The sequence below is a fragment of the Clostridium sp. AM33-3 genome (assembly GCF_003480315.1).
Classification (GTDB): Bacteria; Bacillota; Clostridia; order Lachnospirales; family Lachnospiraceae; genus Brotaphodocola.
Window position 1 is genome coordinate 349 of the sequence record NZ_QUIV01000027.1, and the last position, 26,809, is coordinate 27,157.

General features: G+C 41.8%; 29 protein-coding genes. 23 read left to right on the top strand and 6 right to left on the bottom strand.

Annotated elements, in window-relative coordinates; genetic code table 11:
- A partial coding sequence (locus DW819_RS13100; RefSeq protein ID WP_207665311.1) for a DUF4349 domain-containing protein occupies positions 1-1,148 on the bottom strand: 1,148 nt, incomplete at its 3' end.
- Positions 1,149-1,444: 296 nt separating this feature from the next.
- Here DW819_RS13100 and guaA point away from each other — a divergent pair.
- Entirely contained in the window at positions 1,445-2,989 is a 1,545-nt protein-coding gene (gene guaA / locus DW819_RS13105; protein WP_118733633.1) for a glutamine-hydrolyzing GMP synthase, read from the top strand.
- A gap of 292 nt (positions 2,990-3,281) precedes the next feature.
- Here the strand turns inward: guaA and DW819_RS13110 are convergent, their stop codons facing one another.
- Positions 3,282-3,812 carry a helix-turn-helix transcriptional regulator gene (locus DW819_RS13110; RefSeq protein WP_009247529.1) on the bottom strand — a complete coding sequence of 177 codons (531 nt, stop codon included), beginning with the start codon at positions 3,810-3,812 and terminating at the stop codon, positions 3,282-3,284.
- Between the two features lie 448 nt (positions 3,813-4,260).
- On the opposite strand from DW819_RS13110, the gene DW819_RS13115 reads away from it, so the two are divergent.
- The 8 genes from DW819_RS13115 to DW819_RS13150 all read left to right on the top strand — a co-directional run bounded on the left by DW819_RS13115 (position 4,261) and on the right by DW819_RS13150 (position 11,489).
- Positions 4,261-4,449, top strand: a complete 189-nt coding sequence (locus DW819_RS13115; RefSeq protein ID WP_009247528.1) for a transcriptional regulator — start codon at positions 4,261-4,263, stop codon at positions 4,447-4,449.
- Entirely contained in the window at positions 4,450-5,541 is a 1,092-nt protein-coding gene (locus DW819_RS13120) for a site-specific integrase (protein ID WP_009247527.1), read from the top strand. It begins immediately after the preceding gene.
- Complete coding sequence (locus DW819_RS13125; protein WP_009247526.1) at positions 5,531-5,866, top strand: hypothetical protein; 336 nt, start codon at positions 5,531-5,533, stop codon at positions 5,864-5,866. Before DW819_RS13120 ends, DW819_RS13125 begins: the two co-directional genes overlap by 11 nt.
- Positions 5,856-7,010, top strand: coding sequence for an AAA family ATPase (locus DW819_RS13130; protein ID WP_009247525.1), 1,155 nt, complete (start codon positions 5,856-5,858; stop codon positions 7,008-7,010). The genes DW819_RS13125 and DW819_RS13130 overlap by 11 nt, the downstream gene beginning before the upstream one ends.
- A gap of 334 nt (positions 7,011-7,344) precedes the next feature.
- Complete coding sequence (locus tag DW819_RS13135; protein ID WP_009247524.1) at positions 7,345-8,505, top strand: plasmid recombination protein; 1,161 nt, start codon at positions 7,345-7,347, stop codon at positions 8,503-8,505.
- 26 nt (positions 8,506-8,531) lie between these two features.
- On the top strand, positions 8,532-8,909 hold the full coding sequence (locus tag DW819_RS13140) for a TnpV protein (protein ID WP_009247523.1): 378 nt from the start codon (positions 8,532-8,534) through the stop codon (positions 8,907-8,909).
- 453 nt (positions 8,910-9,362) lie between these two features.
- On the top strand, positions 9,363-10,907 hold the full coding sequence (locus DW819_RS13145; protein WP_009247522.1) for an ATP-binding cassette domain-containing protein: 1,545 nt from the start codon (positions 9,363-9,365) through the stop codon (positions 10,905-10,907).
- An 84-nt stretch (positions 10,908-10,991) separates the two neighbouring features.
- Positions 10,992-11,489 carry an aminoglycoside nucleotidyltransferase gene (locus tag DW819_RS13150; RefSeq protein ID WP_009247521.1) on the top strand — a complete coding sequence of 166 codons (498 nt, stop codon included), beginning with the start codon at positions 10,992-10,994 and terminating at the stop codon, positions 11,487-11,489.
- A 408-nt stretch (positions 11,490-11,897) separates the two neighbouring features.
- Here DW819_RS13150 and DW819_RS13155 read toward each other — a convergent pair whose 3' ends face one another.
- Positions 11,898-12,458 carry a helix-turn-helix transcriptional regulator gene (locus DW819_RS13155; protein WP_118733634.1) on the bottom strand — a complete coding sequence of 187 codons (561 nt, stop codon included), beginning with the start codon at positions 12,456-12,458 and terminating at the stop codon, positions 11,898-11,900.
- Positions 12,459-12,675: 217 nt separating this feature from the next.
- On the opposite strand from DW819_RS13155, the gene DW819_RS13160 reads away from it, so the two are divergent.
- The 8 genes from DW819_RS13160 (at position 12,676) to DW819_RS13195 (ending at position 20,376) form a co-directional block, all read left to right on the top strand.
- Entirely contained in the window at positions 12,676-12,855 is a 180-nt protein-coding gene (locus DW819_RS13160; RefSeq protein ID WP_021869173.1) for a DNA-binding protein, read from the top strand.
- 20 nt (positions 12,856-12,875) lie between these two features.
- On the top strand, positions 12,876-13,976 hold the full coding sequence (locus DW819_RS13165; RefSeq protein ID WP_021869174.1) for a site-specific integrase: 1,101 nt from the start codon (positions 12,876-12,878) through the stop codon (positions 13,974-13,976).
- Positions 13,960-14,283, top strand: coding sequence for a mobilization protein (locus tag DW819_RS13170; protein ID WP_118733635.1), 324 nt, complete (start codon positions 13,960-13,962; stop codon positions 14,281-14,283). Before DW819_RS13165 ends, DW819_RS13170 begins: the two co-directional genes overlap by 17 nt.
- A complete protein-coding gene (locus tag DW819_RS13175) occupies positions 14,280-15,410 on the top strand; it encodes a helicase RepA family protein (protein WP_055168131.1) in 1,131 nt (376 codons plus the stop codon). Before DW819_RS13170 ends, DW819_RS13175 begins: the two co-directional genes overlap by 4 nt.
- Before the next feature lie 100 nt (positions 15,411-15,510).
- A complete protein-coding gene (locus DW819_RS13180) occupies positions 15,511-15,744 on the top strand; it encodes a hypothetical protein (RefSeq protein ID WP_055168133.1) in 234 nt (77 codons plus the stop codon).
- A 71-nt stretch (positions 15,745-15,815) separates the two neighbouring features.
- Positions 15,816-16,094, top strand: a complete 279-nt coding sequence (locus DW819_RS13185; RefSeq protein WP_242853974.1) for a hypothetical protein — start codon at positions 15,816-15,818, stop codon at positions 16,092-16,094.
- A 129-nt stretch (positions 16,095-16,223) separates the two neighbouring features.
- Positions 16,224-17,516, top strand: coding sequence for a plasmid recombination protein (locus DW819_RS13190; protein WP_117502880.1), 1,293 nt, complete (start codon positions 16,224-16,226; stop codon positions 17,514-17,516).
- A 181-nt stretch (positions 17,517-17,697) separates the two neighbouring features.
- Entirely contained in the window at positions 17,698-20,376 is a 2,679-nt protein-coding gene (locus DW819_RS13195) for a DUF4116 domain-containing protein (protein WP_118733636.1), read from the top strand.
- Between the two features lie 377 nt (positions 20,377-20,753).
- Here DW819_RS13195 and DW819_RS13200 read toward each other — a convergent pair whose 3' ends face one another.
- From DW819_RS13200 to DW819_RS13210, 3 genes are read right to left on the bottom strand one after another with little or no spacing between them, the layout of a single operon-like run.
- Positions 20,754-21,611, bottom strand: a complete 858-nt coding sequence (locus DW819_RS13200) for a hypothetical protein (RefSeq protein ID WP_021965380.1) — start codon at positions 21,609-21,611, stop codon at positions 20,754-20,756.
- Positions 21,611-22,180, bottom strand: a complete 570-nt coding sequence (locus tag DW819_RS13205) for a helix-turn-helix transcriptional regulator (RefSeq protein WP_118733637.1) — start codon at positions 22,178-22,180, stop codon at positions 21,611-21,613. Before DW819_RS13205 ends, DW819_RS13200 begins: the two co-directional genes overlap by 1 nt.
- A gap of 24 nt (positions 22,181-22,204) precedes the next feature.
- On the bottom strand, positions 22,205-22,678 hold the full coding sequence (locus tag DW819_RS13210; RefSeq protein WP_118733638.1) for a GNAT family N-acetyltransferase: 474 nt from the start codon (positions 22,676-22,678) through the stop codon (positions 22,205-22,207).
- Between the two features lie 205 nt (positions 22,679-22,883).
- On the opposite strand from DW819_RS13210, the gene DW819_RS13215 reads away from it, so the two are divergent.
- From DW819_RS13215 to DW819_RS15980, 6 genes are all read left to right on the top strand, one after another.
- On the top strand, positions 22,884-23,072 hold the full coding sequence (locus DW819_RS13215) for a MarR family transcriptional regulator (protein ID WP_087306154.1): 189 nt from the start codon (positions 22,884-22,886) through the stop codon (positions 23,070-23,072).
- A 15-nt stretch (positions 23,073-23,087) separates the two neighbouring features.
- Positions 23,088-24,173 (top strand): site-specific integrase, encoded by a 1,086-nt coding sequence (locus DW819_RS13220; RefSeq protein ID WP_110103733.1) that lies wholly within the window; start codon positions 23,088-23,090, stop codon positions 24,171-24,173.
- Positions 24,170-24,547 carry a hypothetical protein gene (locus DW819_RS13225; RefSeq protein ID WP_118733639.1) on the top strand — a complete coding sequence of 126 codons (378 nt, stop codon included), beginning with the start codon at positions 24,170-24,172 and terminating at the stop codon, positions 24,545-24,547. The genes DW819_RS13220 and DW819_RS13225 overlap by 4 nt, the downstream gene beginning before the upstream one ends.
- Positions 24,548-24,657: 110 nt before the next feature.
- A complete protein-coding gene (locus tag DW819_RS13230; protein ID WP_347560205.1) occupies positions 24,658-25,629 on the top strand; it encodes an AAA family ATPase in 972 nt (323 codons plus the stop codon).
- A gap of 107 nt (positions 25,630-25,736) precedes the next feature.
- Positions 25,737-25,976, top strand: a complete 240-nt coding sequence (locus DW819_RS15735) for a hypothetical protein (RefSeq protein WP_015515202.1) — start codon at positions 25,737-25,739, stop codon at positions 25,974-25,976.
- Between the two features lie 169 nt (positions 25,977-26,145).
- Positions 26,146-26,809 (top strand): plasmid recombination protein (locus DW819_RS15980; RefSeq protein WP_243025857.1); only part of this gene is annotated, 664 nt, incomplete at its 3' end.

Below are 26,809 nucleotides of genomic sequence, written 5' to 3' on the forward strand. Positions count from 1 at the left end.
TATTTGTGTTCTTCCTTTGATTCTGTCTGAGCATTCGTTGCTTCAGTTTTATCCATTCCTTTTTGTTTTCTGGTTTTGCGCCTTTTTAATGGTTTTTTAAGAATGATAACTGCAATGAAAACCAATACGGCGAATACAGCCAGAATCGGGAGACTGGAGATGAACCATACAAGAAAATCAACCGAAGATATCTTCAACGTATTAAAACTGCGGCTGAGACCTTTCTGGATGCGGACTGGGATGGTGTCCGGGTCAGTGGAGGTCAGAACCTGAACTTCCTGAATGGAGAGGTAAACCGTGCTGTATACGATCTGGTTATTCAGGGTGCGAAGCTGGGATTCTATGGATTCCAGCTGGTAGCGGACTTCGGAAAGACGGGCTTCCAGTGCAATAACGGCATCGACGGACTCTGCTTTTTCCAGAAGTTCCCATAACCGTTCCTGTTCCATCTGCAGAGTTTTTTTCCGGCTGGTGATGTCGGTGTATTGCAAGGTAACATCCTGAACACTTTCATTTTTGTAGGTGACATTTCCCTGACTGGACACTTCGGTGAGAAAAGCATCCAGCTTGTTTTCCGGGATACGGGCTGTGATGTTGGAATAGCGGCTGGAACGCTCACCGGACCAGTAAAGGCTGTTGCCGGAGACATCGGCTTGTTCCATGTAGCCGCCAAAGAAAGTAACAGCATCCGAAATAGATTTTGTGAGTGCGTCAAATTCCCGTGTTTCCAGATTCATACTTACATTGCGGATCAGTTTGCGTTCGACAGGTGCAGGAGAAGTTTCATCCGAGGTTCTGGCCGGATCAGTTCCCGGATTGGAGACTTCTTGAGAAAGTATGGCTTCCTGAGAAAGTTCTGCAGAACCGGAATCAGCGGAGAAATCTTCCGGAGCGGCTTCATGGTTTCCGGCGGCAGCGTATGTCTCAGCCTCTGCATCGTTACTGAAACCTGTAGAAGATTTGTAAAGGCTGGCAGGCATGCCGGCTGACGTATCATAAGCAGCTGCCGTCTCTGATTTGTAGGATGAAGCCGATGCTGCTCCACAGCCGGTCAGTGAGGCAGAAGCCAGTGCAAGGAAAACGGATGAAGTAAGCATGATGTGTCGGATACTTTGCTTTGAATATTTTGAAAACAGGGTTTTCGTCATAATCAGAACCTCCTTTCTTTGTCTTCATTATCCCATATTTACGGGATAAAACAAGGCATTTGGGGGAATCTTAAGCAGTTGTCAAGTGAATTGTAAGAAAGCAGAAAAGCGGCGCTAACTCGGAAACAGGAACTTCTGAACGGAAAAACAGGTGTGAAACAGCAGTGGTTGTGGATTTTGCCAATTTTGTGGAACATACTTGTATAGTGTGCTGATTTTAGGTATAATAACGTGAGATACATCAAGATAATACTGGGATATTTCGGTTTTATCACAAAAAATAGGGAGGAAGACTCGTGAACAGAGAGAAGATTGTTGTAATCGACTTCGGCGGTCAGTACAACCAGCTGGTTGCCCGCCGCGTGCGTGAATGCAATGTTTATTGTGAGATTTATTCTTACAAGACTGATATCGAAAAGATCAAAGAAATGAATCCAAAGGGCATTATCCTGACCGGCGGCCCGAATAGTGTGTATGAGGAAGGAGCTGCTACCTGCAGCAAAGAACTGTTTGAGCTTGGCATTCCGGTGCTGGGACTGTGCTACGGTGCGCAGCTCATGAGTCATGTATTAGGCGGTCATGTCTGCAAGGCTCCTGTTCGTGAGTATGGAAAGATTGAAGTAACTGTGGACAAATCCAGTAAACTGTTTGGCAACGTATCTGAGAAGACCATCTGCTGGATGAGCCATAATGACTATATTGAGAAAGAAGCACCGGGCTTTAAGATCATTGCTCACACTTCAGACTGTCCGGTTGCAGCTGCAGAGTGCGAGGAGAAAAATCTTTATGCAATCCAGTTCCATCCAGAAGTACTGCATACCGTGGAAGGAACTAAAATGCTGTCCAACTTCGTATATGAAGTCTGTGGCTGTGCAGGTGACTGGAAGATGGATGCCTTCGTAGAAAATACCATCAAGGCAGTTCGTGAGAAAGTCGGCAAAGGTAAAGTGCTCTGTGCATTGTCCGGTGGAGTAGATTCCTCTGTAGCAGCTGTTATGCTTGCAAAAGCAGTTGGTGACCAGCTGACCTGCGTATTTGTAGATCATGGCCTGCTCCGCAAGAATGAGGGCGATGAGGTCGAGGAAGTATTTGGACCAAATGGCCCATACAACTTAAACTTTATCCGTGTCAACGCACAGGATCGTTTCTACGCAAAATTAAAAGGAGTAGAGGAGCCGGAACGCAAACGTAAGATTATTGGCGAGGAGTTTATCCGTGTATTTGAGGAAGAAGCAAAGAAAATCGGCACTGTAGATTTTCTGGTACAGGGAACCATCTACCCGGATGTAGTAGAAAGCGGTCTGGGTGGTGAGTCAGCTGTCATCAAGTCTCACCATAATGTCGGAGGACTTCCTGACTATGTTGATTTCAAGGAGATTATTGAGCCGCTGCGCGATCTGTTTAAGGACGAGGTCCGCAAGGCAGGTCTGGAGCTTGGAATTCCGGAAAAACTGGTATACCGTCAGCCGTTCCCGGGACCGGGCCTCGGAATCCGTATCATCGGCGAAGTAACCGCTGAAAAAGTAAAAATGGTGCAGGAGGCAGATGCTATTTACCGTGAAGAAATCGCAAAAGCAGGTCTTGACCGCAGCATCGGCCAGTACTTCGCAGCGCTGACCAACATGCGTTCTGTAGGCGTTATGGGTGATGAGAGAACATATGACTATGCCATCGCATTAAGAGCAGTGAACACCATTGACTTCATGACTGCAGAAGCAGCCGAGATTCCGTGGGAGGTGCTTGGAAAAGTATCCAGCAGAATCGTGAATGAAGTGAAGCATGTAAACAGAGTACTGTATGACTGCACTGGTAAGCCGCCGGCAACGATTGAGTTTGAATAAATCGAGTTGCTTAAAAAAGCCAGTGTTTATGCGGGTTTCAGCGATTTCGATTAGTCTTTTGATAACAAATTGATAACAGTCATAGCAAGTGCCATTATTCTTGTTATCCAGTGGTTTATGGGTAACGGAACAATTAACAGGTGGCTTGCAGACTAAAGTTCGGAGCTTGGCTCTGAACAAATTCCATATTATAAACTAAGCCCTTAGCTGTGGTTAATAACCATAGTTAAGGGCTTTTTTGTCGTTGCCAAAGCATCTGTAGGGAGCTGCCAGTGGCAGGTCCTGTAGGTGCTTATTTATCTTTCAAGTGGTCTTTGAATGCTTCCACGAGAGCGTCACTTAATTCCTGTGATGGAACTTTTGCCCAACGCTGTGTGGTGTCGAACTCTGGATAATGGTAACGCCAGTTATCGTATTCTTCTCTGTTGATTTCTTCGGAAGATAGCTTGTCTGCCTGTTCTTTCCAAGCATACAGCATTTTGAGGAGTTCATATGCTTCTCTGCCTTTGTCCTTGTTGACCTTTAAGCATACCTCTCCGTCTGCTTCACTGACAGTAAGACCGTAAATATCTTCAAGGGTAAACAGAGTGTGCATAAGACCGATATAGCTGTCTATGTCAGGAACATCAAGAGCCTGTGGAGAAACATCAAGCACCTGTGCCAATGCATTTGTAAGGTCTGCTTTCGGTTTGCGTGTACCAGTTTCGTACTGTGCCAAACGCACATCAGCACTCTTTTCTGGAAAACCGATTGCTGTACCGAGATACTTTTGTGTCATACCACGCATTAGTCTGAAAAAATGTATTCTTTCGCTGATAGCCATAATGATACGCTCCTTTTATATTTAGTGAAATAAGTATAGCAGAAATGTTTAGTGGAAGTCAAGAAAAACCGAAACAAAAATGTTTAATATTTTCTTTGCAACCACTTGACAATAGCAAATATGTTTAGTAAAATAAATTACGAATTAAACAAATATGCTTAATGCGACAACTGAATGACCGTCCGAAAAGCCAAACCGCCAAGACCTCGTCGGAGCAAGTTCCGTATCGTTCGCTTGTGTGCAAGCACAAAAGCTCATTCGCTGCACTGCTCCTCCTCTTCCCCAAAAGTCTCCGACTTTTCGGGAACCCCTATACGAGCGAGCGCCTGATGTACTGCGGTGCATTGGGACAGCACAGCGCCTGCCGACAAGCAGGAGTGCCTGTTGGAACTTTAACACGGAGAAAGCGGCAAGCAAAAAATTATTTTAAGAAAGGAAGAAAAAGGATATGGAAAACAGATTTATCCGAGCCGAAGATGTGGCTCAGGAACTAAACGTATCAAAACCTTATGCATATAAACTCATCAGACAATTAAATGAGGAATTGAAAGCAAAGGGCTTTATTACGATTGCAGGGCGTGTAAATCGCCAGTATTTTTACGAAAGGCTCTACGGAGCAGGAAAGGGGGAAATGTAAATGCCGGTATTTAAGAATGAAGATAACGGTACTTGGTATGTGATGGCAAGGTATGTGAACTGGAAAGGGGAACGCAAGCAGAAATGCAAGCGTGGCTTTGCTACCAAACGAGAAGCACAGGAATGGGAAAGAATGTTCAAATTGCAGACTTCTTCAGACCTTGATATGAGTTTTGAAGCCTTTACGGAGCTTTATATCAATGATGTGAAGAACCGTTTGAAGGAAAACACGTGGCTTACCAAAGAGCATATCATACGCACAAAGATACTTCCGTATTTCGGGAAACTGAAAATCAGCGAGATTTCCACAAAGGAGATTATTACTTGGCAGAATGAAATGCTTGCCTATCGTGATGAGAAGAAAAAGCCTTATTCACAGACGTATCTGAAAACGCTGCACAATCAGTTGTCCGCCATTTTCAATCACGCTGTCCGCTACTATGAACTGCGTTCCAATCCTGCGGCAAAGGTGGGAAATATGGGACGTGAGGAACACAAGGAAATGCTGTTCTGGACAAAGGAAGAATACAAGAAATTCTCTTTTGAGATGATGGACAAGCCTGTTTCCTTTTATGCGTTTGAAATGCTTTACTGGTGCGGTATCCGAGAGGGCGAGCTGTTAGCTTTGACTCCGGCAGATTTCAACTTTGATAAGGAAACAGTCACAATCAATAAATCCTATCAGCGTTTGAAAGGGCAGGATGTGATTACTTCTCCGAAAACGAAAAAGAGCAACCGCACGATTAAAATGCCGAAGTTTCTGTGTGAGGAAATGAAAGAATATCTCGGTATGCTTTACGGATTGAAGAAGAAAGACCGTATCTTTACGGTGACGAAAAGCTATCTTCATCACGAGATGGACAGAGGGGCAAAGGCGGCAGGCGTGAAGCGTATCCGCATTCACGATCTCCGTCACAGCCACATTTCACTCTTGATTGATATGGGCTTTTCTGCGGTGGCGATTGCTGACCGAGTTGGTCACGAAAGTATTGATATTACTTATCAGTACGCACACCTCTTTCCGTCAAAGCAGATTGAGATGGCAGAAAAATTAGATGATTTAGGGAAAGGAGATTTTGAAAATGTCAGCTAAGAACAGAGATAACAAAAATCGTTGGAGGAATATCACAGTAGGGTTTCGAGTATCGCCCGAAGAAAACGAACTCATTAACAGAGCTGTAGCTCTATCAGGATTGCCAAAACAGGAGTATTGTTACCGCCGTTGCTTAAATCAGGATGTGGTGGTACAGGGCAATCCGAGAGTGTATAAGGCGTTGAAAACGGAATTTGCCACAGTCCTTGCGGAACTGAAAAGGATTGAAGCAGGAAAAGGTGTGGATGATGAACTGCTGAGTGTAATAGAACTGATTTCCATTATTCTCGGCGGTTTGAAAGGAGAGGATGCGAATGGAGAATAAAAAAGAAATGACTATTCCAAATGTATCTGCGGCAACAGATGCGGAACAGTCACTTTCCAAATGTACTGACAATAGTATAGTCAATCAGGATACGGATTTCAAGGGGTACGAGCAATCTTTTGAAGAAATGCAAAGGGAAATACTCAGACAGTTAGACCCTTCCTATCTGAAAACAGTATCAATGACAACGCTGTATGATACGGTGTTTGAGGTTCAGACACCACTTATCGACGGTCTGCTCCAAAGGGGAACTTACCTTTTCGTAGGTTCCCCGAAAGTGGGAAAGAGCTTTATGATGGCACAGCTTGCCTATCATATCAGCACAGGCACACCGCTTTGGGAGTATAAGGTGCGTAAGGCAACGGTGCTTTATTTTGCCCTTGAAGATGATTACCCACGTTTGCAGAAGCGATTGTTTCAGATGTTCGGTGCAAAGGAGACAGGCAATCTGTATTTCGCAACGGAATGTAAAACGGTCAATGGCGGACTGGAAGAACAGATAAGAGGGTTTATGAGGGAACACCCAGACACAGGCTTGATTATCATAGACACCTTAAAGCGTGTGCGTGAAGCAGGCGGAGCAGATTACAGCTACGCAAGTGATTATGATGTTGTGGCAAGGCTGAAAGCGTTGGCAGACAGTTACAAGGTTTCAATGCTTATTGTTCATCATACACGCAAACAAAAATCGGAAGATATATTCGATATGATTTCAGGCACGAATGGTCTGATGGGTGCGGCAGACGGTGCATTTGTTCTCAGTAAGGACAAGCGTACTTCCAACAATGCCACACTTGATGTTGCTGGCAGAGACCAGCAGGATATGAAAATCCATCTTGTAAGGGACAGCGAGCGATTGGTGTGGAACTTTGCAAAATCGGAAACGGAGATGTGGAAAGAACCGCCCGAACCTCTGCTTGAGAAGATAGCGGATACGCTCTTTTCGGAAAGTGACAGATGGGAAGGAACTGCTTCGGAACTTTGCGAAAGGCTTGCGGTGGATATAAAGCCGAATGTACTTTCTTTAAGGCTCAGTATCAACGCAAGCAGGCTGTTTCGTGATTACGGTATCCGTTATCAGAACAGCCGCACACACGACGGAAGAAAGGTTTCACTTTGGAAAGAAACCGAGCAGACGGCGTGACAAACGGTGTCAAAGGTGTCAATGTTTTTGAGAGCAGCACGCTGTGAAAAACATTGTCACCATCGTCACACTTTGACACCGGATAAAGTTTAGGGGAGTGTGCAGAGAGTGCCTTTTCAAAGGCGGCTCTTTGGTCTCGCCTGCTGGCTCGGTCGGTTCGCAGGCGTGTGTGCCACCGGCACACGCTCACCCCTCGGAGAGCCTTCGGAGAACGCAAAACCTGTTTACAGGTCGCATTTTTGATGGGTGTACCCGTCAAAAGTGCTTTTGCGTTACTTTTGACAAAAGTAACAAAACCTGAGAATGTTGAAATTTACAGATGGGAGATGAAAAAATGCAGAGAACGATAAGTGCAATGGTCGGTAAAGGCTCGGTCAATCACAATAGCCGAAAGTTCCGAGCAGAAAATGTAGACGGAACTCGTACTCATCTCAATATCGACTACTGCAATGAAAATATAAAGACAGTTTATCACGAATTGTTTGATGAAGCATTGGAAAGATACAATGCCAAGCAGATAAGGTCAGACCGAAAGATAAAAGATTATTATGAAAAAATCCGAAGTTCCAAGCAGGAAAAACCGTTCCACGAAATCATTTTACAGGTGGGCGGTAAGGGAAATATGAACGCCGATACGGAAAACGGAGAACTGGCAAAGCAGATTTTAGATGAATACTATCAGGGTTTTCAGGAGCGAAATCCACAGCTTCGGGTGTTCTCGGCTCATCTGCATATGGATGAAGCTACACCACATCTGCACATAGATTTTGTACCTTTTACCACAGGCAGCAAGCGTGGACTTGATACAAGAGTGTCACTAAAGCAGGCTCTTGCAACGCAAGGTTTTAAGGGCGGCAGTCGTGGCGATACGGAGTGGTCGCAATGGATACAGTCCGAAAAAGAACAGCTTGCGGCGGTGATGGAACGTTATGGGATTGAGTGGGAACATTTAGGCACACACGAAAAACATCTTTCTGTTTTGGATTATAAAAAGCAGGAAAGAGAAAAAGAAGTGGCGGCATTAGGTGCGAAAATCGAGCAGAAACAGATTGAATTTGATGTGTTGTCGGAACGAGTATTGAACTATGATAAGGCAAAAGACGAGCTGTCAAATCTTGAAATAGAGCTTGATACTGCACCGAAATATCAGTTGCCAGAACCAGAGAAATTTATGACTGCAAAGGCATATAAAACCAAAATGGCAGAGCCGGTTGTAAGGAAATTGAAGCAACTTGTCAAAACGGTGCTTGCCCGCTGCTTTGAGGGGTGGGACAACTATCATAGGCTGAATACAGCGAATGCACAGTTATACCGCACCAATCAGCGTTTGGAGAAAGTCAATGAAAGATTGACCGAAGAAAACAAAATCCTAAAAGCAGAAAATAAAGATTACAGCCTGCTCCGTAAGGTTTTTGGTCGCAAACAGATAGATGATTTGTTGGAGCAGGCAAGAACAGTTAAAGGTCGCAAGCGTGATAATACACGATCACGATAGACAAAAATCACAGGAGGAAAAGGAAAATGACAAAGACAATTTTTGAAGAAATGGGCGGAACTTATAGACAGGTGGGTGATTATTTATTGCCGAACATCACAGTACCAGCCGAAGAAGAAATAGAGCCGATTGGTTTATGGGGGAAACGACATGCAAGGCATTTAAAGGAACACTATAAAGTGTTATATATGAACCTGCTGACAAGCGGAAAGCTGCATAGTTATCTTGCAGAAGTCGATAAGCAAGCAGAGGATATGTTTCTTCGACTGGTAAAGGAATATGCCGACAGACAAGATGTGACGGAACAATTAAAGAAAGATAATCCCTACGAATGGATTGGAAGAATGAATAATATTCAGGCTTGTGTGAGGGAAGTTGTAGGAACGGAGTTGATTTACACATAAGCGTTTTACGGTATGGTGCTCCTGCGTTTGCTGGAGTGCTGTGGTTGTGGTTGTAAAGAGGTTGTGAAAGATTGAATTTCGTAATGGTTGGATGTATAATTAGGAAGTGAAAATTTTAATTTGCACTTCCATAAGGTGAAATGTATTGACACAAAAAATACAGTATGATAGTATTGCCATTAGAAGAAAGAAAGGCACATTTTGTGTAAGGTGAGGAAATGATTAATAGATAATTTGATTTAAGTAAGACACATATAGTTATTGAGCCTGTAGAGAATAGGTTTGTTTTGTGTACGCTTAAGTTGGATTATCGCAAGAGGCATTTCCTTTGTTTTCCTTTTGGAAAAGAAATAAGGGTCTATTTAGCGAGTCTATTTTTGCGTATGCAAAAAAGACTCGTTTTTGTGTGTTCAAAATAATAATTGGCTCAGACTTCGAAAAGGAGAAACTTTAATGTTGCAGATAAAAAAATTAAATTTAACACATAAAAAAGACCTGAGAATAATTCTTAATGATTTCAACCTTGTGCTAAATGATGGAGATAAGGCAGTTATTATTGGAGAAGAGGGAAATGGGAAATCGACATTAATGAAGTGGATATACAATCCGTCGCTTGTAGAAAACTATATAGAAGCAGATGGGGAAAGGATAATGGGACACGAACGTCTTGGTTATCTTCCGCAGGAGATGCTCGATGAAGATAAGGAAAAAACAATATACGAATATTTTTCTGAAGAGGAAATATTCTGGGAGAAAACGCCTAAAGAATTGTCTGTTATTGCGGGAAAATTTGGAATGAAAAATGATTTTTTCTACAGTAACCAGACAATGGGTAGTCTTTCAGGAGGCGAAAAAGTCAAGACACAACTTATGAGGCTTTTCATTCGCGATGTTTCTGTGCTGTTGTTGGACGAACCTTCCAATGACATCGACATTGCGACGCTTACATTACTGGAAAAAATCATAAATGACTGGAAGCACATTGTGCTTTTTATTTCACACGATGAAACGCTGATAGAGCGTACTGCCAACATGGTGATACATATCGAGCAGATTATACGAAAAACAAAGGCGAGATATACCGTGGCAAAGCTTCCCTATAGACGCTATGTGGAAGAACGGCTTCATAAATTTGAAATCCAAAAACAGCGGGCACTGAGTGACCGTAGGGAGAAAAAGATTCGCGATGAAAAATATCAAAGAGTTATGCAGAGTGTACAAGGTGCATTAAGAAGTTGTACCAGACAAGCACCGTCTGTTGCCAAAAACTTAAAGGACAAAATGCATACGGTTAAGGCAATGGAACGAAGATTTGAAAAAGAAGATGAAAATATGACTCAGATGCCGGAACAGGAAGAAGCAATCTTTGTCAAATTAGGGGATGAAAACTCACACATTCCCGCAGGAAAAACGGTCATAGAATATGAACTTTCAAAGCTTGTGACTCCGGATGGCAAAAGAATTTTAGCAGAAGGAATTCATTTAAAAATAAAAGGTTCAGAAAAAATCTGTATGATAGGAGCCAACGGGGCAGGAAAAACGACTCTTCTAAAAAAGATAGCGGAAGAACTCCTAAATCGGAATGACATTAAAGCAGAATATATGCCTCAAACTTATGAAGACCTGCTGGATTTGGATGTTACACCGGTTGATTACCTTGATAAAACAGGAGATAAAGAAGAGCGTACAAGAATTAGAACATACCTTGGTTCACTTAAATACACACCAGATGAAATGGAGCATCCGATTCGGGAGTTATCAGGCGGACAAAAGGCGAAAGTGCTTCTCTTGAGGATGAGCTTAAGTGGTGCAAATGTTCTTATTCTGGATGAACCGACAAGAAATTTTTCACCATTGTCCGGTCCGGTAATAAGAAAAATGCTCCGAGAATTTCCGGGGGCTGTCATTAGCATTTCTCACGATAGAAAGTATATTGAAGAGGTGTGCGATAAAATATATCAGCTAAATCCTAATGGATTACAGCTAATTGGTGATTGATAACAAAAAGGATGAAAGACTGACAAATTTCAGGCTTTTAGTGAGTTGGAAAGCATACAAAGATTTGAATTTGGAGGATAGATTATGGTACGTACAGAAGATGCATGTGAAATTATAAAATATGCTTTGCAAAACGAAATTAAAGTATATTTAGATGGCGGATGGGGTGTTGATGCACTTCTTAAAAGAGAATCAAGAATACACAATGATATTGATTTGTTTGTTGAACTGAAACATTATCATGATTATATTTATGTGATTAAGCAGCATGGATTTGAGGAAGTAAATACTGATTATACAACGGATGGTCATACTGTCTGGAAAGATGATAAACAAAGAATCATTGATTTACATTGTTTTGAATTTACAGATGACGGAATTGTTTATGAGGGAGATATATTTCCATCAAAAACTTTTTCCGGTATTGGAAAAGTTGGAGATATAACTGTTTCTTGTATTGAACCATTGAGTCAGGTAATGCTTCATTTGGGATATGAACACGATAAAAATGATGTGCATGATGTGATGCTGTTGTGTGAAACATTTCAAATAGCAATACCAGATGAATATAAGGAAAAGTAAAATTTCAGTTTTGTGTTGAATCTCTAAGCAAAATAGCTTATAATTTGACATGCTACATATAGTTATTATCCACAGTTATCGAGTAGGTGTTATCAATGCCGATAACAAAATGATAACATTAGCTCGTATAGGCAGGATAATATGGATATATCAAATAATCAAAAGAACGAGAAACATTACAGAGAATAATTCCTAAACAAAAAGCGTTAGTCTTTGTAGAGTTTGAGTGATGATATGAACTTGAAAAAGCCTTTATTTATGCGGGATTCAAGCAAATTTGTTTAAGCACTGGCAACGATTTGGCAACATTTCGGGTATCACTCACTAAATAACAGAATACTTCAATAAGAGAAAAACCTTGCTGATTTTCAGATATGGAAACTGAACATCGGCAAGGTCTTTTTATGCTTATTTCTGCTTTTTCTTTTTAGACGCTTTCTTTTCTTCTTTCTCGATTTCCTGAAATTCTTTGGCAAGCATATCACTGACCGCCTGCGAGGGAACACTCCCCCAATGTCCAGAGGTGTCAAGTTCTGGGTACTTGTATCGCCACTGGTCGTATTCTTCTCTGCTAATCTCGCCCTGTTCCAGCTTGGCAGATTGTTCCTGCCATGCGTGGAACATTTTGAACATGGAGGAATAGGTGGAACAGTCGGACTTGTCCAGCCGCAGACACACTTCCCCGTCAATCTCTCCGATTTTCAGTCCATACATATCTTCCAGCGCAAAAAGTGTGTGCATAAGCCCGATATAGCTGTCAATCTCCGGGACTGTGATTGCTCGTGGGCTGACATCAAAGATATTTGCCATTTCTTTTACAAGGTCTTGCTTCGGCGTTCTGGCTTCTGATTCATACTGTGCCATACGGACATCAGAGGTCTTTCCGAGAAAACCGAGGATTTCGCCTAACTGCTTTTGCGTCATGCCTTTCCGATTACGGAAAAAGCGGATTCGTTTGCCGATTGCCATAATAAAACCTCCGTTGTAGTTATAGTGATACAACCATTCTTGACTTAAACATTTCTGTTGAAGTTAGTATAACATTGTGCAATAGGAATAGCAAGAGGAACTTAAATAAAAAAAGTTAAGATTTTTCTGCAAACCACTTGACTTAACGGAATTTATTTAGTATCATGGATATAACTTAAACAAAAACAGTTAAATAAAGAAAGGAGAGGATAACTGAATGGCAGAAAAATCATTTATGACTGTGGAGGAAGTGGCAGCGGAACTGCGGGTGTCAAAGTCAAAAGCCTACCAGATTGTGCGGGAACTAAACGCAGAATTACAGAAACAGGGCTATCTGACGGTGGCTGGTCGTGTGAACGCTACATTTTTTCATAAAAAGGTCTGTTACAGCGATTAAGCGGAAAGGAGATGATTTGAATGGCTGTATACAAAGACAATGCTACAGGAACGTGGCGGGTAATCTATCGTTTCACGAATTGGAAAGGGGAGCGGAAGCAGACCCAGAAACGAGGATTTGCTACGAAGAGGGAAGCACAGGCGTGGGAACATGAAGCCATGCTGAAACAAGGTGCAAAGCTGGATATGACATTTGCCAGCTTCTTTGAGGTTTACGAAGCCGACAAGAAACAGCGTGTCAAGGAAAGCACATGGGAATCCAAAAGCCATGTAATCCGCACAAAGATTTTACCGTATTTCGGAAATCGGAAGATAGCGGAGATTGAAGCAAAAGACATTATCGCATGGCAGAATGAACTCATGGCGTACCGGGACGAGAAAGGGAAGCCTTATTCGGCGGATTATTTGAAAACCATACACGCCCAGCTTACAGCAATTTTCAACCATGCTGTGAACTTCTATAACCTGCCCTACAATCCGGCAAGGCGGGCCGGCACAATGGGAAATGAGGTTCCGAAAGAAATGGACTTCTGGACGAAAGAGGAATATCTGAAATTCTCCGAAGCCATGATGGATAAGCCCCGTTCCTATTATGCCTTTGAAATGCTTTACTGGTGCGGAATCCGCTCCGGCGAACTGCTGGCACTCACTCCGGCTGATTTTGATTTTCAGAAGCAGACAGTCACAATCAGCAAGACGTTTCACCGATCTAAAGGGCGGGATATTATCACAAGTCCGAAAACAAAAAAGAGTAACCGTACAATCAAAATGCCGCCATTTCTCTGTGAGGAAATACGGGAATATATCAAAATGCTTTACGACATTCAGCCAGACGAGCGGTTGTTTACGGTCACGAAATCCTATCTCAACCATGAGATGGAGCGAGGGGCGAAGCAGGCAGGAGTGAAAAAGATTCGTGTGCATGATATTCGTCATAGTGCGGTTTCTCTGTTAATCGACATGGGATTTTCGGTGTTGGCGATTGGGGAGCGCATGGGGCATGAAGCGGAGAAAATCACTTACCGCTATGCTCATTTATTCCCTACGGTGCAGACGGAAATGGCAGAAAAATTGGAAATGGAGCGAATGACAAAGGAGGATACAAATGGAAAGAACACTTGATTACAAAGGGCGGTGGCGCAATCATACAGTAGCGTTCCGGGTATCGAACGAGGAAGCGAATCTGCTTAACGATTTGGTGGCACTGTCGGGATTGACGAAGCAGGACTACATCACAAGGCGGCTGCTGTGCCGGGACGTGGTGGTACAGGGTAATCCGAGGGTGTATAAGGCTCTGAAAAATCAAATGGCGGCTATCTACGAGGAATTGAAGCGGCTGGAAGCATTAAGCCCGGACAATGACGAACTGCTCTATACGTTACAGGTAATCGGAATCACATTATACGGTCTGAAAGGAGAAGATGAATGACAGAAAAAATAAAAACGACTGCTCCCGTATTATCTGTTGGCGCAGATAGGGAACAGCCGAATACAAAAAATCACAAAGAAATTATAGCAAATGAAACAGCACAAATCAATCTGCAAGCCGCACAAAACCCGGAGAAATCCAGGAGCGGCGGGCTTCAAATCGTTTCCATGACGGAACTGTATGATACCGTATATCCACCGAGAACACCGGTTGTGGACGGGTTTCTCTACGGCGGTACTTACCTCTTTGTAGGTGCGCCGAAAGTTGGAAAATCGTTCTTTATGGGGCAGCTTGCCTACCATGTGGCAATGGGGCTTCCACTGTGGGATTATCCCGTCCGAAAGGGGACGGTGCTGTATCTGGCACTGGAAGATGATTACGCAAGGCTTCAGCGCCGACTCTCCGGTATGTTCGGTGTGGAATGTGCGGATAACCTGTACTTTGCGACACAGGCAAAGACCTTGAATGAGGGATTAGACAGGCAATTAGAGGAATTTCTGAAAGAGCATACAGACGCAAGGCTGATTATCATTGACACACTCCAGAAAGTGCGTGAGGTTGGCGGGGACAGGTACAGCTATTCCAGTGATTACGAGATTGTGACAAAGTTAAAATCGTTCAGCGATAAATACGGTATCTGCCTGCTGGTGGTTCATCACACACGCAAGCTGGAATCCGAGGACAGCTTTGATATGATTTCCGGCACAAATGGGTTGCTTGGAGCGGCAGACGGGGCGTTTATCATGCACAAGAAAAAGCGTACTGACAATGAGGCGGTGCTGGATATTGTGGGGCGTGACCAGCCGGATCAGGAACTGACCATAGAGTTTGACCGGGAGTGCTGCGTCTGGAAATTTAAAAAGGCGGAGACGGAACTGTGGAAACAACCGCCGAATCCTCTGCTGGAAGCAATCAACAATTTTCTGACAGAGGATAAGCCGGAATGGGAGGGGACAGCAACAGAACTTGTGAGCCAGTTGCCGGATATGCAGATACAGGCAAACGTGCTTTCCAGAAAATTGAATGTAGTCAATAGTCAGTTGCTTAATAACTATGGAATTTTCTATGACAATAAGCGAGGGCATGAAAGGAAGATTGTTCTGAAACGGCTTGAGCCGAGAGAGTAAAAGCGACGATATGCGTCGGTTGCGACGGTATTTTTTACAGTGGGCTGGTATAGAAAATATTGACGCTATCGACGCAAACCGACGCAGAAAGGATTAAGTGATGAAAAACGTGCAAATTCCTTATGAATTGTTTGTATCTCTGCTCCGCTATCATCTAATGGAAGATGATGATTGTCTGAATGAAATCCGGCAGGGATTGGAGCAGAAATTGGATTCTCTGGTGCGCCATGAATTATATGCGAAATATAAGACTGCGCCCACACAGGAAGAACGGGAAAATGCCAGACAGGAATATCTGGAAAAACGTGGAGTGCCGGATAGCTTCCGCTGGTAGTTTTCCTTTGATGATAACAGACAGGAGCGTGTCACGCTCCTGTGGATAGCAGATAACGAGAAAGGTGTGATTTGATGATAATTCAGCCGGAATGGGGTACCCGGAACGTGAACAAATATTTTTACGAAAATGAAGCCCGTAGGATTGCCGCATTCAATGAAATCTTTGGAGATGTGGAACTGACTGCGGCAGAAATGCGGACGCTGGTATGGCTGTGTGGGTGGGAGGAATGTACAGTAGAAAACGTACTTTCGGCTATCCGAAAAGCTATGGCGGAAGCAAAGCGGCGGGAACAGCCGCCCGTCCGTAGGACGGAAAAGCCCTCGGCAGAGCGCAAAGGCAGCTTTTGATGGACGGAACGGCTGTCAAAAGTGCTTTTGCGTTACTTTCGGCGAAAGTAACAAAGCTTATGCGCCGTATCCGGCGCTGATTACCTGAACAGGGAGAAAGGATATTGATTGAAGCGAACAATCAGCTTTATGACAGGAAAAGGCTCTGTCAACCATAACAGCAGAAAATTTCATGCAAAGAATACTGACCCGGAAAGAAGCTGTCTGAACGTGGAATACTGCAACGAAAATATTAAGGATGTATATCACGAATTGTTTGATGAAGCACTCGCCCGGTACAATGAGAAGCAGACTAGAAGTGACCGCCGGATTGATGATTATTATGGGAAAATCTGTTCCGGCAAGCAGGAAAAACCATTCCATGAGATTATCCTGCAAATCGGGGATAAGGACAACATGGGAGCGAAAACGGAGAACGGACAGCTTGCGGTAAAAGTGTTGGATAAATATATGCAGGACTTTCAGCAACGAAATCCTACGTTGAGGGTGTTCAGTGCCTATCTTCATATGGACGAAGCAACGCCCCACTTGCATATAGATTTTGTACCGTATACGACAGGAAGCAAGCGGGGACTTGATACAAGAGTTTCTTTGAAACAGGCGTTATCTGCTCTCGGATTTAAAGGCGGCGCAAGACGGGAAACGGAATTAAATCAGTGGGTGGCTTATGAGAAAGAACAGCTTGCCGCTGTCATGCTGGAACATGGGATTGAGTGGGAGAAGAAAGGCACACATGAAAAGCATTTATCTGTCTTGGATTTTGAAAAAAAGGAGCGGGCAAAGGAAGTTGCAGAACTGGAAACGAAAAAAGCGGAATTGCAGGAAGAAAACGCTACTTTTCAAGAAATCAACGAAGATTTGCATGAACAGTTGTTACAGGTTGATGATGAGATTCGTTCCTTACAGGAAGATTTGCAGGAGTCCCGGCAGGAAGCAGAGAAAGCACAGAAACAGGCGGACAAATATCAGAAGCGCATGAATGAACTTGCTCCTATGGTAAAGAACATGGAAAAGCTGGCGGCAGACTTTTCCGCAGATCCGGAGCAGACGCTTCCAGAAGCGGCGGTTATGGAATCTGCAAAGTCGTATCGGGAAAAGAAAGCAAAACCGCTGGTAAAGAAAATTGTACAAGTTATGCGCTCCGTTTATTCGGCATATCTGGATATTTCAAATAAGTTTACAAAGCTGCAAGCGGCGTATAACAGGGAACGGAGCGGAAACGAGCGACTGACAAACAGGCTGGAAGAAGTTTTGGAGGAAAACCGGGAATTGAGGATAGTGGTGGAAGATTTTGGGCGTATAAAAGCTGTGGTCGGCTCTGAACAGGTTAATGCTGTGATTGACCGGGTAAAGCAGCAGGAACAGATAGAAGCCGAGCAGAAACGGGCTGCAAGGAGAAAACATAATCGGGAAGCCCGCTGACAGGCGGAGGGCTGCTTAAAGACCTCTTAGCTGCATGAAGCGAATCCCCGCCAGTTAGTCAAGAGTGGCGTAGCCGTTAATTTACTCTTGACTGGCTGGTGGGGATTTGCTATTTCCATTTACTCTTTCAAACGAAGAAGTTATAATTAAAATATAAAGGCTGAAGAAAGGTTAAGGGAGAATGGATATTACAAAGGAATTAAAAAAGGATGGTATGTTACTAAAAAAGATTCCTAAAAAGGAACAAACGATAGATATTTGCAAAATGGCTATTAGACAGAATCCTTTAGCTTTACAATTTGTGTCCAGAAAATGTTTGGATTCAAAAATGTGCTTAGCAGCGGTAAAAAAGGATGGACAGGCATTTCGGTATGTTCCTAGTCAATTTATTACGAGGAAAATGTGCGAATTGGCAGTTGAGGCAGACCCGGAACTTTTGAATAATGTACCAGAGAATTTTAGGACATTGAGAATTTGTATAAATGCTATTAAAAAAGATGTAAGTACTTTATCATATGTATCACGAGAAAAAAGATATGAATTGTTTGACAATAACACAGAAATTGATTTAATTAAAAAGGTTGTAGAGCATAATTCTAAATGGTTAATGTATATGCCTAACCGCCCAGATGTGAGGGCGTTTTGTATAAGTTGTATGGAAGAAGATTTTTCTGTTGCACAGTATATGCCAGAGCAGATAAAAATTGCTGATGATATTCTGAACTATCAAAAAACGAAAGGAAAATTACATTTTATACACAAGTATTATAATTCCGAAGAAGGAAAATTTTGTGTAAAAATTAAGGTTGTATGTGGACAACATGCCTCAATATTTGATGAAAATGAGATGATAGAAGAATCATATTGTGTTGTGATGGAATTTGGAGACTTTGACAAGTTTTATAGCTTTTTAGATGGAGATCTTTTTGATGCAGAATTAAGAAATTTTGATTTTAAAGGAATAGATTTAAAGCAATATAATATTGATGGTGCTACTATCAATAGTGAAATATTGCAATTACAAGGATTATATGACGGGACATATTTTTCATCTATTAAAAAGATTTTGGAAACAGATTCAGATGAATTTATGGGAAGTAATGAGATTATGATACCTAATGAATTTTGTTATCCCAAACCTATAGATGATGATGAACATGAGCGATTTGATATTAGTCATATTCCGTTTTTTTATATTAGTGACATTCACTTAGCACATCGAGTTTGCAATAAATTTAAGGATAAGGCAACAAAAGAAGAAATACGCTCATATATAAAGTATTTAGCAAGAAGTATGGTTTCTTCCATTGGAACCAGGCCATATAATAGCTATTTGCTGATTGCAGGAGATACTTCATCTATTTTTGAGTTTGCCGCTATTTTTTATAACGAACTTATACAGTGGTGGAATCCAAATCAGATAGTGGTTGTGCCTGGTAATCACGAATTATGGGATCCTTGTATTGACATGGAAGATAATATAGAAATATATAGGAAATTTTTTGATGATTTAGGTATAATATTTTTACAAAATGATTTAATGTGTGTAGAAGATAGGAAAAAATGTGAGATATTCAGTGAAGTAGAAATATTGAAAATGAGTGAAGAAGAAATAAGGAGCAAGTCTCAATGTTGTTCGGTCATTATTTTGGGTGGAATAGGATTTAGTGGTTTAAATGAAAAATTCAATGCCTCAAATATTCGATATGGGAAAAGTTTTGATGAATTATCAAGAGAAGCAGCTTTGAGGAAAGATATACAAGAGGCAATTCGTTTTAATACGATATACACCAAAATATTAAAAAGCTTAGACAAAAGCAGAGTTATTGTCCTTACACACGTCAAAAAAGGAGACTGGAATACTGAACCACATAATCCGTATTGGATATATTTGAATGGGCACAATCACCAAAACTTTTATGAAGTGAGCGATAGAAGAACTATATATGCTGATAACCAAATTGGATATAGAACAAAGAATATTGGGTTAAAATATTTCTATTGTGATAATAATTATGATATATTTGCTTATTATCAAGACGGAATACATGAAATAACACGGGAGCAGTATATTGATTTTAACAGAGGGAAATTGGTTTCCATGTCATTTAAAAGGGAAGATGGAACAATTTATATGCTAAAAAGAAATAGTATATATTTATTTTTGATATACTGTGAATACTCCAAACGTTCAAGAGGAAAATCACTATATCTTATGAATGGTGGAAAGTTGGGGAGATTAGGACGAAATAGGATAGAGGATTTAGCTTATTATTATGATAACCTCAAAAAATATGTGGAAAATGTAAATCAACTACTATACAGGTACGTGGGAGATCAACAGAGAATTTCCGAATTTATCAAACATCTTGGCGGTTCTGGAAAGATACATGGTTGCATTGTTGATGTAGAAAGACCTAATGAATTAGAAGGATTTTCATATTGTCATTTGTTTGTTAATCCGATAGATGGGAAAGTGACACCATATTTTGCTTATGATGTAAAATCAAGAATTGTATACAAAGATTTTAAGGCTTTACTGCAAGCACATGATAGTTGCAAGTTAATGGCTAATAATTATTTGAGGCTTGAAAAAGAATCTGTGCATAATTTACCGACTATTCAGTATTCGGGGCAGATGGAAGAATGGGAAAATGAAGATTCCATGTATGATGAGGGAGGTTATCTATATAAAATTTCTCGAATTATAAAAAGTTTACAGTATTGTGCGGAGAAAAATATTGTACGTCTTTGGAATGAAGAATTACTCAATTACGATTTTGTAAATAGGATTAAACAATCGAACAAAATTGACGAAATTGTAGATGACAGACTAATGATTGATGAAAAGAGTATTTAATGGTAATGTTACGTTTTAGACATTCTGAAATGCTTGTTTTGTAAGGAATTTCAAACGCTGTGGGAGAGGGTGTGATACTTTATGCCTATATCCTCGAAAACGGGCTTCTATTGCGTAACATTTCAAAAATGTATTGTCAATCTGCGAAGATTTGCTATAATAAAGGCGTGGCAACATTTTGGCAACAGAAAATCAGCAAGCCAGAATAAATGATGTAATCGAAGTAAAAATCGGTGTGTATTTGCATAAAACTTAAACAAATACAGTTAATAACAACGAGGGACACGCCGAGTTTGAATAATAAACAGGGAGCCGGGAAGCCGCATAAACAGCGGACTTTCCGGCTCTTAGTATGTGTTGTGATACCTTTTTGATACCTATTCAGAGAATAGTTGTTCTTCTTTCATAGACTCAATAGAGATAAACGATAGATTTTTATGCGAAATTAGGTTGTTTAAATAATCCGTAGTCTCTGAAAAACAATCTTCTTGAGATATAATTAAGATAATAAAACGAAAATTTCTGTGAGCAGTATTTTCGTATGAAATACCACGCTTTTCAATTTGATTAACTAGTCGGGCAAGTGTAGCCTTTGAAACAGGATTATTCCAGTATTTGATTTCATATAATAAATCAATGTTATTATATTTTGAAGATGCAATAATATCATAATCGCAATTACCAACTTTGACATTTTGATGGACATTATACTTGCGTTTGAGTTTATTCTTCAGATAACTATAGCAGGCATCTTCTATTTCAAAAGCTTTTCTGATTCGAGAGGAAGCTGTTGAATTAGAAGGGGTTATTTGAGAATCAGAGTTTGAGTTTTCATGGTTCTCAATGTCTTCATTTATGACCTTTTCAGCAATTTCTTGAGCAGACATACTTTGAATATGCAATTCTTTTTCTTCTAAATCCAATTTAGTTATTTGATCTAAAGTTTTTTGTATTTGAAGCCATTTTAAACATCCCCAGAAAGTAAAAATTACACCAATAATAATAAACACAATACAAATGATGGGTAAGTATTTAAATATATTTTGAACGTATTGTATTTTGATACTTAAAAAGTCAGAAGAAATTTCTGATAAATTGTTTGCTTCTTCTTGTGTCATGATAATATCATATGAACCAGAAACTAAATAATGCAAGCAAAATAATGGCGCAACAATTAAAACAATACCAACTGAAACGATAAATTTATAAAAACTGTCGTATTGTAATTTATCCATTATTGAATTCTCCACTGATAACTGTTATTTTTCTTGTCATTTCCCTTTTCATCAACGCTACTGCTGGAAGCAGGCCAGTTGATTTTCCATTCAAAATATTCGTCCTCTGAAATTTCTCCGCTTTTTAGCTGTTCTTTCCGCAGACACCATTCACGTAGAAATTCATTTACAAGACCGTAATCAATCCACATAGCGACAGGAGCATGAGCAGGCCATTCGTCACTATCATTATAGCGAACAGACTTATCATCAGAAACGTTGCACTTGCCGGGATTGCGGACAAGCTGAAACAGATGAAAGGTATTGCGGTTGTCCTCGTCAAGCCAGAAAAAAGTCTGCATAATGTCCTCAGCGCAGCCGGGGGCTTCTATAATAAAATTGATATAGTTGACATTCAAAATCCTGGCAATTTCCATGAGAGTATCTTTTTTGGGAACACGATAGCCGGATTCATATTGTGCCACACGAACATCAGCGTTGCGCTCCTCATATCCCAGCTTCAATCCTAGTTCTCGTTGTGTTAATCCCCGAAATGTGCGGATTCTCTTAATTCGCTCTCCCAGTATCATAATTTTGTGTCCTTTCCTTAAACTTTACAAATTACACACCATAATCCATTCTTCTTCGTTTTCCCGTACAATATCAAAACCGATTTTTCGATACATTTCAGCCGCATAATTAGCCTTTTGAACAGAAAGTGAAACACGTTTATAACCATGTGTTTTCAACAAAGATAGCATTTCTTTCATCATATCGGTTCCTATCCCCTGTCCCCGGTATTCTTTGTATAGAGAGATGGCAAGAGAGGGCGTTTCATCATCAATATGTCCGTAATCGTGTATAATGCGTACCCAGACAGCACCAACGATTTTTTGTTCAACTTCTGCGACTAATGCGAAATCAGCTTTTGATGCCCCGAAGCGGTCAACATAAATTTGTAATTCGGGAGAAGCGATAATATTTTTCGGTGGCGGCTTTATACCGTCTGGAATAAAAATAGCTTCGTATAGAAATTCATTCAATAGAGGATATTCCATTACCATCATTTCTCGTATCGTGTATTCCATAAAGCCCTCCTGTGAAAATAGTTATCCCGTTTCCTACATTGTAGCATACCTAAAATAATACGGCAACAAAAACTTATCAGAAATGCTAAATTTAATAAAAAAGATAAACTTAACAAAAAAGCTATTGACAATAGCAAAAATGTTAAGTATACTAAAAATGCAGAACTTAACAAAAAAGTTAAAAATCCAAAAGGAGGACGTGTATTTGAAAAATGATTTATTTGTAACAGCCGGAGAAGTGGCGCAGGACTTAGGCATTTCCAAACCATTTGCTTATAAGCTGGTGCGGCAGATGAACGAAGAACTGGAAGCAAAAGGTTTTATCACAATCGCCGGACGAGTGAGCAGAAAATACTATGAAGAAAAATTTTATGGCATGGCACAGGCGAATTAGGAAAGGAGTGAGATTATGGCGGCGTACAAAGACGAACAGCGGGGAACATGGTATGTGTCCTTTCACTATTATGACTGGACTGGTAAGAATTGCCGGAAAGTTAAGAGGGGATTTAAGACCAAACGGGAAGCAACAGAGTGGGAACGGCATTTCCGTATGAAAGAAGCGGCTGACTTGGATATGACTTTTGAGGAATTTGTTCAGGCATACACAAGAGATATGAAGCCGAAACTGAAACACAATACCTGGCTGACGAAAGAGCATATCTTGAGGACAAAGCTACTGCCCTATTTCAAGGATAAGAAAATGCGTGATATTCGTCCGAAAGATATTATCCAGTGGCAGAATGAACAGATTTCCTATCGTGATGAAAAAGGAAAGCCCTATGCTCCGACTTATTTGAAAACGCTGCAATCAGAATTGAGCGCACTGTTTAATCATGCGGTACGGTTCTATGAACTGAAAAGCAATCCTGTTGTAAAGGCGGGGCCGCTGGGAAAGGGAAAAGCGGAGGAAATGCTGTTCTGGACAAAAGAGGAATATCTGAAATTCATTGAAGCGGTAAAGGACAAACCATATTCCTATCATGCGTTTCAGATACTGTATTGGTGCGGATTACGGGTGGGCGAACTGTTAGCTCTCACGCCGCAGGATATTGATTTTGATAACAAAGTCATTCGGGTAACAAAATCTTATCAGCGATTGGAGGGTAAAGATGTAATTACAGACCCAAAGACTCCGAAAAGCAAACGAAATGTAAGTATGCCGGATTTCTTATGTGAAGAACTGAAAGATTATATCGGCAGATTGTACGGGATTCTTCCCACTGACCGTATCTTTCATCTGACAAAAAGCTTTCTGCACCATGAAATGACAAGAGGGGCGGAAAAAGCGGGAGTGAAACGCATTAGAATCCATGATTTGAGACATTCTCATGTATCGCTGCTTATCAGCATGGGATTTTCGGCGGTATCAATCGGAAACAGGGTGGGGCATGAAAGCGTGGATATTACTTATCGCTATGCTCATATGTTCCCGACGGAACAGACACAAATGGCAAAATTGCTGAACGAGGAATTTAAGGAGGGCGCAGAGGAATGAGCGGTACACACAAATATCCAACAATCAGTTTTCGTATCTCTCCCAGAGAACGGGAAGAAATCGAAGCAAAGATTTTCGCAAGCGGTATGAAGAAAAAAGATTATTTTGTCCGTTCCTGCATTTATAACCGGGTGTGCGTGGTAGGCAAGAAAGAAACAGTCTATCAGATTGTAGAACGATTGCAGCAAATGGAAAATCGTCTGGTGGAGTTGGCAGAACAAATTGATAGCAAAGAGCCGGAGATTACTTCCGAAGAAATCAGAGAGTTGCAGGAAGCCTATGAAGATATGCTGAAAGCAATTCTCTGGATGTTGGATGGTGCAAGGTATCTGTGGCAAGATGAAGAAAAAAGCCCCGACAGCGGCAACTGTTAGGGCTGTGATAACTGGAAAACCTCTGTTATCAACAATCACAATTCAAGTATAGCAGAGGTTTCTTCCGGCGGCAATGAGATTTTTCAAAAACGGAGGACATTATGGCAGAAATGAGAACAGAATTACAGATGATTAAAATGTCGGAGATACAGTCGCAGGAGGTGGCGTGGCTGTGGTTTCCGTTTATCCCTTATGGAAAGCTGACGATTGTGCAAGGCGATCCGGGGGACGGTAAGACAACGCTTGTGCTGAACATAGCGGCGAAGCTGTCAAAAGGCGAAGGTCTGGACAGCGAAATGAAGCTGACAGAGCCATTGAATGTGATTTACCAGAGTGCGGAGGACGGGCTTGCGGATACGGTCAAGCCCCGTCTGGAAGCGGCAGGCGCAGAATGCGAAAATATTTCCGTCATTGACGAAAGTATAAAATCACTTTCTATGATAGATGAACGTCTGGAAGAAGCGGTTATAAGGACGAAAGCGAAACTGCTGATTTTAGACCCGATACAGGCGTATCTGGGCGGAGGTATGGATATGAACCGGGCAAATGAAGCGAGGGATATGACAAAGAAGCTGGCGGCTCTGGCGGAGAAATACCAATGCGCCATTGTGCTTGTCGGACACATGAATAAAGCGGCAGGAAATAAGGCAGCATATCGGGGCATGGGTTCCATTGATTTCTTTGCGGTGGCAAGGAGCGTCCTGCTGGTCGGCAGAGTGGAGGGCGAAGCGAATATAAGGGCGGTAGTCCAGATAAAAAACAATCTGGCGGCGTTTGGGCACCCGAAAGCTTTTGAGTTGTCGGAGGACGGTTTTCACTGGCTCGGAGATTATGAGATTACCGCTGATGAAGTGTTGGGCGGTATCGCTCCGAAAGCGAATAAGCTGGAACAGGCGAAGCGTCTGCTCCGGGAAGTGGCAGAAACAAACAATGCCATGCAGAGCAATGAGATTTTCAATCTTGCAGAGGAACAGGGTATATCCAGACGGACGCTTGAAAATGCGAAAAAAGAATTGAGTATCAGAGCAAAGCGGATAAACAATTCGTGGTATTGGGAGTTGGATAAAATCAGACCGGAGTAAGGCAACAGCGCAACAATGCAGAGCATATGGAATTTACGGGCTTGTGTCTGTAAGGTTGCAAAAGATATAGACCCTGCATTGTTGCGGCCTTGAAAAGGAGGGCGATTATGATACGACAGCCAGAATGGGGAACCCGGAATGTGAACAAATATTTTTACGAGAGTGAAGCCCGGAGGATTGCCGAACTCAATGAAATATTCGGAGATATAGAATTGACTGAGGCAGAAATGCGGATGCTGATATGGCTTGCCGGATGGGATGAATATACGATAGAAAATGTACTTTCGGCTATCCGAAAAGCTATAGCGGCGGAAGTAAAGCGGCGGCAACAGCCGCCCCGTCCGTAGGACGGAAAAGCCCCCGGCAGGGCGCAAAGGCAGCTTTTGATGGATGGAACGGCTGTCAAAAGTGCTTTTGCGTTACTTTCGACGAAAGTAACAAAGCTTATGCGCCGTATCCGGCGCTGATTGCCCGGAAAGGGAGAAAGGATATTGATTGAAGCGAACTATCAGCTTTATGACAGGAAAAGGCTCTGTCAACCATAATAGCAGAAAATTCCATGCAAAGAATACTGACTCGGAGCGAAGCTGTCTGAACGTGGAATACTGCAATGAAAATGTTAAGGACGTATATCACGAATTATTTGATGAAGCACTCGCCTGGTACAATGAGAAGCAGACCAGAAGTGACCGCCGGATTGACGATTATTATGAGAAAATCCGTTCCGGCAAGCAGGAAAAGCCATTCCATGAAATTATTTTGCAAATCGGGGATAAGGACAACATGGGGGCAAAGACAGAGAACGGACAGCTTGCGGTAAAGGTGCTGGATAAATATATGCGGGATTTCCAGCGGCGAAATCCTACGTTAAGAGTATTTAATGCCTATCTTCATATGGACGAAGCAACGCCCCACTTGCATATAGATTTTGTACCGTATACGACAGGAAGCAAACGGGGACTTGATACAAGAGTTTCTTTGAAACAGGCGTTATCTGCTCTCGGATTTAAAGGCGGTACAAGGCGGGAAACGGAATTAAATCAGTGGGTGGCTTATGAGAAAGAACAGCTTGCCGCCGTCATGCTGGAACATGGGATTGAGTGGGAGAAGAAAGGCACACATGAAAAGCATTTATCTGTTTTGGACTTTGAGAAAAAGGAGCGGGCAAAGGAAGTCGCAG